Annotated in this window: 8 protein-coding genes and 1 pseudogene; 2 read left to right on the top strand and 7 right to left on the bottom strand. The window is 37.6% G+C overall.

From position 1 onward, the window contains the following. Both AC11ZT_RS03865 and pepV read right to left on the bottom strand, forming a co-directional pair. Nucleotides 1-272: pseudogene (locus AC11ZT_RS03865) on the bottom strand (hypothetical protein); the annotation flags it as partial. Between the two features lie 204 nt (nucleotides 273-476). Then, nucleotides 477-1,877: a dipeptidase PepV gene (pepV, locus tag AC11ZT_RS03860; protein WP_484058341.1), complete on the bottom strand. Its 1,401-nt coding sequence runs from the start codon at nucleotides 1,875-1,877 to the stop codon at nucleotides 477-479. Between the two features lie 410 nt (nucleotides 1,878-2,287). Here pepV and AC11ZT_RS03855 point away from each other — a divergent pair, with 410 nt between their 5' ends. After that, nucleotides 2,288-2,509, top strand: a complete 222-nt coding sequence (locus tag AC11ZT_RS03855; protein WP_379965309.1) for a DeoR family transcriptional regulator — start codon at nucleotides 2,288-2,290, stop codon at nucleotides 2,507-2,509. Nucleotides 2,510-2,659: 150 nt separating this feature from the next. Here the strand turns inward: AC11ZT_RS03855 and AC11ZT_RS03850 are convergent, their stop codons facing one another. After that, nucleotides 2,660-3,370 (bottom strand): pseudouridine synthase, encoded by a 711-nt coding sequence (locus AC11ZT_RS03850; RefSeq protein WP_484058340.1) that lies wholly within the window; start codon nucleotides 3,368-3,370, stop codon nucleotides 2,660-2,662. Between the two features lie 40 nt (nucleotides 3,371-3,410). Further along, nucleotides 3,411-5,060, bottom strand: a complete 1,650-nt coding sequence (locus AC11ZT_RS03845; RefSeq protein WP_484058339.1) for a putative polysaccharide biosynthesis protein — start codon at nucleotides 5,058-5,060, stop codon at nucleotides 3,411-3,413. Between the two features lie 175 nt (nucleotides 5,061-5,235). Here AC11ZT_RS03845 and AC11ZT_RS03840 point away from each other — a divergent pair, with 175 nt between their 5' ends. Next, nucleotides 5,236-6,504, top strand: a complete 1,269-nt coding sequence (locus AC11ZT_RS03840) for a BaiN/RdsA family NAD(P)/FAD-dependent oxidoreductase (RefSeq protein ID WP_484058338.1) — start codon at nucleotides 5,236-5,238, stop codon at nucleotides 6,502-6,504. A gap of 39 nt (nucleotides 6,505-6,543) precedes the next feature. Here AC11ZT_RS03840 and AC11ZT_RS03835 read toward each other — a convergent pair whose 3' ends face one another. From AC11ZT_RS03835 to AC11ZT_RS03825, 3 genes are all read right to left on the bottom strand, one after another. Further along, nucleotides 6,544-6,726, bottom strand: coding sequence for a sporulation protein Cse60 (locus tag AC11ZT_RS03835; protein ID WP_379965297.1), 183 nt, complete (start codon nucleotides 6,724-6,726; stop codon nucleotides 6,544-6,546). Continuing rightward, the gene (locus tag AC11ZT_RS03830; RefSeq protein WP_484058337.1) at nucleotides 6,704-6,964 is read right to left on the bottom strand and encodes a DUF2553 family protein; all 261 of its coding nucleotides are present in this window, start codon (nucleotides 6,962-6,964) and stop codon (nucleotides 6,704-6,706) included. The genes AC11ZT_RS03835 and AC11ZT_RS03830 overlap by 23 nt, the downstream gene beginning before the upstream one ends. 162 nt (nucleotides 6,965-7,126) lie before the next feature. After that, complete coding sequence (locus tag AC11ZT_RS03825; protein ID WP_484058336.1) at nucleotides 7,127-7,285, bottom strand: hypothetical protein; 159 nt, start codon at nucleotides 7,283-7,285, stop codon at nucleotides 7,127-7,129. Between the last annotated feature and the right edge of the window lie 47 nt (nucleotides 7,286-7,332).

Below are 7,332 nucleotides of genomic sequence, written 5' to 3'. Positions count from 1 at the left end.
GGAAAGTTGCCGCTCATATTGCAATCGCCATTGAAACAGTTGTTCTTTAATATTCGATGGTATAGGAATAGCAAAAAAATAATGATTGGACATACAACATGATTCTCCCATCGTTTCGTAATCAATAAACATTTATAACTCTTAATACTATATCGTTTTTGCGTGTAATCACATAGCATTCCCCATAATGGTTGAATGAAAATCATAACAATGGATCCAATTGAAGTAATAGTGCCAATTTGTGTTTCTGCTAAATGTAACATATTACTCAAGTATACCCCCAATAAAGGTAACAGTACTCCTAATTCAAAAAAAACGAAAAAATAATAGAATCAAAACATGATGCTAATCCTCGATTCCTTCTGCATGGATTGCTCCATAGTTTTCACCCTTCCTAAAAATAAAGAAGGAGATAACCCAAGATTCTATGTTCATTTTGGATTATCTCACATCAGTACTTTTTCTAGTAACTGCTTTTATTTAGCCAATTCATAAATTGCCTGAGCATAAATTGCAGTTGCTTTTACTAAATCATCGATTTCTATATATTCATCCTTTTGATGAGCAAGCTCTTCTTTACCTGGGAAAAGTGGACCAAATGCAACTCCTGCCTGTAGTGATCTAGCGTAGGTTCCCCCACCAATTGCTAACAAGCTAGCTTTTTCTCCTGTTTGTTCCTCATAAACATGCGCAAGCGTTTGAATTAGCACATGGTCCTTATCGACATGATGCGGCTTTGAATCCGACACCTCCCCTAATGAAAATCCGTTCTCCTTTGCAATGGTTTCCAACGTTTTCAGCATCCATACTGCATCAGTTGTCACAGGATATCGTATATTTAATCCGAGTGTTCCACCCTCCTGCTCACTGTAGTTCAAAAGACCTACATTCACCGTTAAATCTCCTGTAATATCGTCGCTATATGATATACCAAGCTCTTTTCCTAGCGTATCCTTTTCAAAATACTTGGTTACAAACGCAACAAATGAAGTACCAGCCCAGTCCAATTGCTCTCCATTTAAAAAAGTAGCTAACATAATACCAGCATTTTTTCCTTGTTCTGGAGTTGATCCATGTGCAGATATGCCTTTTACTTCAAACGAAACCATTCCATCTTCTATGGAAGCTTTTCCTTCCATTTTCGTTTGATGTAGGAAGGTTTTAAATCGTTCTATACTATGTACATCACTTGTCCGTACTTGTGCTGTAGCAAAATCGGGAACCATATTTAATCTTCTACCAGAGGAAAAGCTAATTAGTGCCATTTTCTCGCTCTTTTCAGATGCAGGCAGCTTTACATACACATCACAAATTCCTTTTTCCGCATTAATGATAGGGAAATCGGCATCCGGAGCAAATCCCATCGTCGGCATTTCTTCATGTGTAAAATAATGATCCACGCAACGCCAATGACTTTCTTCATCTGCGCCAAGAATCATGCGCACCCGCTTCGTTAAGGGTAGACCAAGCTCTTTTACAATTTTCATTGCATAGTAAGCGGCCATCGTTGGTCCCTTATCATCGATTGCACCCCGTGCGATAATTTTCCCATCACGAATATTTGCAGCATACGGATCACTTGTCCACCCGTCTCCTTCTGGCACAACGTCAACATGACATAGGATACCTAGGAGTTCTTCGCCTTGTCCCATTTCCAGATGACCTGCATACCCTTCTAGGTTTTTCATACGAAATCCGTCTTTACTACCCATTTGGAGCATATACATAAGTGCTTGCCCAATGCCTCTGCCAAACGGTGCACCTTCTTGGCTATCCTCTTCGTCAAGCACACTTTTAATTCGTAAAAATTGTTGCGTATCTGCAAGTAAGGCATCTTTTCTTTTTTCCACTTCTTCTATCCAATTAATCTTCATAATAGAATTCACCTACTTTACTTAATTTCATCTTTCATCATAGCAAACGATTGTCTATTTCGCCAATATTCGTGGTAAAATAGAAGTAGTCGCATAGTTATAATCGTACTAAACAAGGGGATGCTAAATGGACGAAGAACATATGTAATGTGTTTGCCTCACTCTTTAAAATACGCAAACAAATACATTCACGATGATTTGACTAAAGGAAGAATTTAGACGTTTTTTGTAGAAATATACTAGATCTTATCGTTTCACTCTATATCAAACTTTTACATTGAAATGTATAGATTAATTTTGTGTTAAAAAAGGTAAATAAAGAGCATGATATGAAGGATATGGAGTAAAATAAAAACAAAAAGATATTCTTTTTCCTAGTTGAGTCACTATAAAACTCGTGGAGGAGTGGTTTTTTGAAATTTACAACCTCTCGTATGTTAACACGGATTAAGTCGATTTATATGTACATCAATGAAAAGGGCACTGTCACAACCCAGGATTTAGTGGATGAATTTGGTATAACGCCTAGAACCATCCAGCGAGATCTAAATGTGCTGCAGTTCAATGATTTGGTTTACAGCCCTAGTCGTGGAAAGTGGACGACAACAGGAAAGAGAGTGAGACTTTCTTCTTAAAAATACTTTTTTTACTTATAAACATTGGAATCTGTCGCATACTTACTTGTAACATAAAGATATAATGATTTGGTAGCGTCTTTTTATATAGAGATGATTCAAGGGGCAATGGGCTTCCCTTTTGAATCATCTCTATTTTTTGGATATAACCTATTCACCTTTAAGTAGTTGAAGTTCCTCTTCCGTCAATTCTCGGTATTGACCAAGCTCTAGATCTTCATCCAGTAAGAGAGGTCCCATTTCTGTTCGTTTTAAATAGATTACCTTTTTGCCAACTGCTTCAAACATGCGTTTTACTTGATGAAACTTTCCTTCTGTGATTACGAGTTCAATTTCTGATATGCGATCACCGCGCAAGATGGTTAATTCACCTGGTTTTGTCACATAGCCGTCCTCTAACATAACACCCCTGCGAAAAGCTGCAATGTCATCCTCCGTCACAAGTCCCTCAATTCTTGCATAATACTTTTTCGGTACATGCTTTTTTGGTGATAGCAGCTGATGCGCAAGTTTTCCATCATTCGTAAGAAGAAGAAACCCTTCTGTATCTTTGTCTAGACGACCAACTGGAAACAGATCAAAAACAGCATCCTCTGGCTGGAGCAAATCAATAACCGTTTGTTGCTCTTCATCTTCCGTTGCTGAAATTACTTCTTGTGGTTTATTCATCATTAAGTAAATAAACTCCTTATACTCAACAAGTTCACCGTATACGGTAACTTCCTGAACATCCACATTTACTTGTGCCTTCGCATCTTTTACGGGAACGCTGTCAATACGAACTCCTCCATCCTTTAGGAGTTTTTTTACCTCTTTTCTACTTCCATATCCCATATTCGCTAAGAATTTATCAATTCTCATAGGCTCTCCTTTCACATAAAAACAAAGCGTAATCTCATTATTACGCTTGTTTGTTTGTAAGTTTAATTGTTCGTCTAAATCTATTGATTAGTTTATGAAGTAGTTCTTCCCCAAACACACGAGAAGCAACCCCGGTCCGAATAGCCAAAAATACATAGACTGTAACCCCTACAAGGCCAGTAATAATTACGATAAGAAATGCATCCAAGCGACTTGCTGTGTAAGGAATGATAGTGGATAAGCCACTATATACTAACTTAGCACTTACTGCCATTAGCAAAGTGATAACCGTAATTTGAAAAGTGCGTTTGTACACAAAAACAAAGCTGAAATTCACATTCTTACGAATTTGTTTATTCGTATATAAAATTGATGCAGCAAATCCAATACCAGTTCCGAGAACGCCGCCAATCGCATCAAAATACCGAATTAGCACGATATTACATATGATTTTTAACACGACACCAATTACTAAACCAATAATGGCATGTTTTTGCTGATTGATTCCTTGTAATATAGCTGCAGTAACCGAAAATAAAGCAAATAATAATGCAACAGGGGCATACCACATAAGAACTTGCCCACCAAGTGGATCTGCTTCATAGAAGGCACGGTAAAGAGGATAAGCAAGAACAGAAATCCCCACAACAGCAGGTAATGTTAAAAAGATGTTTACTTGAAAGGTTTGTTGAATTTGATGATGTAACGTTTTTATTTTGTTTTCTGTAAATGACTTTGTAATTGCTGGAACGAGCGTTAAACTAAAAGCAGTCGCAAGCGACACTGGTATCATGATGAGCTTATGCGTCCACATTGTAAAAATACCGAGAGCATGCTCAGCAATATCCGCCTTTCCAGCAGCTTCCATCGCCTTATTAAACGTTAGCGTATCTATTTGCTGATACAGCGGAATGGTTAATCCTACCACAACATAAGGAAGAGCATAGGCAAATAATTCTTTATAAAGCTGAGGGGTACTAACAGTGGATGACACTGCCGTTTGTGACGATAGTAGCTCGTCCAAATGACGTTTTCGTTTCACCCAATACCATAGTAATACGATTAATGCCCCTACAGCAGATACGAAAGCTGCAAACGTAGAAACACCAACAGCAGTAGCAACTGAGCCTTTTAATACTCGAATTACGATGTAACTTCCTACCAATAAAATAGCAATACGGATAATTTGTTCAATTATTTGTGAAACAGTAGTAGGCCCCATGGACTGATGACCTTGAAAGAATCCTCGAATTAAACTAGCTGCCGGGACAACAAGAAGAGCAAAGCTAACAAGCCGAATAATCATGGTTACATCTTCCGGACTATTGACCAATGTTTTGTCACCAAGCATCGCTTTAGCGAACAGGGGAGCACTCATATACAGAACAAGAAAGGAAAGAATACCCATAAAAATCATAAGCTTCATCCCGGAACGAAACATTCGTCTACTTGTCTCATAATCTCCAAGCGCATTATATTTCGATACAAATTTAGAAACAGCTAGCGGAACGCCTGCTGTTGCTATGCTTAGAAAAATCTGATATGGAACATAGCCATATGTATACAAGGTTCCACCATTGGTACCAACAAGCTGGTGAAACGGAAAGACATAAATCATACCAAGAAATTTTACGAAAAAGGTTCCGAACGTTACAATAAGTGTTCCACGTACAAATTTGGAATCGGACATTTAAAGATCCCCCACGTATATTAAAATCTAACTTTTGTATTGTATCATAAAACTTCCATATACGATAAGCGTAAAAAAACGAATAGTTACGGAAAGAAAAGAGCTATTTCTATTTTTCCTTTTTTCGTGCTATTCTTGTTTACAGAAGAAAAAAGAACGGACAAGGGTGAGAAAAATGAACTATGATGTAATTGTTATCGGCGGGGGACCATCTGGTCTAATGGCAGCCATTGGAGCAGCTGAACAAGGGGCTACTGTCTTGCTGCTCGATAAAGGAGAAAAACTAGGAAGAAAGCTTGCCATATCAGGTGGAGGACGCTGCAATGTGACGAACCGCCTTCCCGAAGAAGAACGTATACAGCATATTCCTGGAAACGGTCGTTTTTTATACAGTGCCTTTTCCATATTCAATAACGAAGATATTATTCAATTCTTTGAAAAGCTAGGCGTGAAATTAAAGGAAGAAGATCACGGAAGAATGTTTCCCGTTTCTAATAAATCACAATCCGTCGTCGATGCTCTTCTTCATAGAATGCATGAGCTTCATATTCATGTGCGTACAAACCAATCCGTAAAAACGATAGAGTATAAAAACGGACAAACTTCAGCGGTTGTCTTGCAAAACGGTGAAATACTCCCTGTAGGGCACGTTGTGGTAGCGGTTGGAGGAAAATCGGTTCCGCATACTGGGTCAACTGGGGACGGATATGCATGGGCAGAAAAAGCCGGTCATCATATTACTGAGCTCTTTCCGACCGAAGTTCCGATTCTATCTAATGAATCCTTTATTAAAGAACGCGTGTTACAAGGGATATCCCTCCGAAATGTTGAAATGAGCGTTTTAAATCCAAAAGGGAAAACAGTCATTACCCATAAAATGGACATGATTTTTACTCATTTCGGTCTTTCAGGACCAGCAGCACTAAGATGTAGTCAATATGTCATTAAAACGATGAAAAAATTTCAAGTAAATCAAGTTATGATGCGCATTGATTCGTACCCAGATACAAAAGAAGACGAGCTCTTTCAACAAGTTCTACAACGAATACAAGAAGATCCGAAAAAAAGTGTAAAAAATTTAGTAAAAGGAATGTTACCAGAACGATACTTACTATTTCTTCTTGGGCGAAATGACTTACTTGATAGTACTCATGCAAGTCAAGCTTCTCATGATAAGTTACGCGCCTTTGTACGCGATATCAAAGATTTTTCTTTTGCGGTGCACGGAACACAATCAATTGAAAAAGCCTTCGTAACGGGGGGCGGGGTGTCCATTAAAGAAATTCATCCAAAAGAAATGGCTTCCAAGATCATGCAGGGCTTGTACTTTTGCGGGGAAATCCTCGACATTCATGGTTATACAGGTGGATACAATATCACCGCTGCTCTCGTAACAGGAAGAATTGCAGGAATGTCTGCTGGAAAAGATGCACGTTCCAAATAAAAGGATGACAGAAAAGGAGTGCGTCGTATTCCTTTTCTGTCATCCTTTATATACAATCATAGCCGAAAAACAGTATATTTGATTTTCCTCATCATTATTAGAAACAGCTACTTGATATTTAATATCCACTACACTCTCTTCTGTAATTTTTTTTAAAAAACCATTAATTGATTCTTCCAAATCTTTTTCATGACTTTCATCAAATACTTTTACTCGTATCATCTAAACACCACCTTACATCGGACCGTCTTACAGAAGGATTCACATCTCTGCGTGTATCAATAAGACGATAAAAACGTCCATTTTCAAATATATAGCCATTTTCTAGTACATAATGCTTATTTTCTGAATTCATATAATATTTTCCAATCATAAATTTATTTGAATATAATTCTAAATAATTATTTTTAAACTTTGCAACTACCTTTTCCGTAATATCAACTTTTATAGTCCTCCCCATCCATTCCCCCTCCCTTCGCGAATGGATTCTTTAATTTATTCTATTAATACAATGACTTTTTATGATATGTGGCGAAAAATTTTACATATAATAGAAAAAGCCAGCAAATTGCTGACTTTCAATAAGGAGTGGCATTCGATATGAAAGAATCTTCATTGTATACTAGACGGTTCGTTTTCCATTCACAAAATCTGCCATAACGGGTCCTTCTGCTCCATTATTAGACTTAGTAGCATCTGTTTTCACTTCATTTACGTGATCTGTTATACGCACTACACCGTAATTATTTACGATAACAAATTTCTTAATGACTACCGTCATATAAATCGGCCTTTCTTCTCATTTTCTCTATTTAATGTATGCTAGTC

This window comes from Ectobacillus sp., assembly GCF_056992975.1.
Note: the sequence above shows the minus strand (reverse complement) of the source record. Positions and strands in the feature narration are given on the sequence as shown.

Excerpts from the sequence above, each read along its gene's own strand:
- AC11ZT_RS03850 (WP_484058340.1), bottom strand. The coding sequence starts at position 3,370 with ATGAGAATTGATAAATTCTTAGCGAATATGGGATATGGAAGTAGAAAA.
- AC11ZT_RS03845 (WP_484058339.1), bottom strand. The coding sequence starts at position 5,060 with ATGTCCGATTCCAAATTTGTACGTGGAACACTTATTGTAACGTTCGGA.
- AC11ZT_RS03840 (WP_484058338.1), top strand. The coding sequence starts at position 5,236 with ATGAACTATGATGTAATTGTTATCGGCGGGGGACCATCTGGTCTAATG.
- AC11ZT_RS03835 (WP_379965297.1), bottom strand. The coding sequence starts at position 6,726 with ATGATACGAGTAAAAGTATTTGATGAAAGTCATGAAAAAGATTTGGAA.
- AC11ZT_RS03830 (WP_484058337.1), bottom strand. The coding sequence starts at position 6,964 with ATGGGGAGGACTATAAAAGTTGATATTACGGAAAAGGTAGTTGCAAAG.
- AC11ZT_RS03825 (WP_484058336.1), bottom strand. The coding sequence starts at position 7,285 with ATGACGGTAGTCATTAAGAAATTTGTTATCGTAAATAATTACGGTGTA.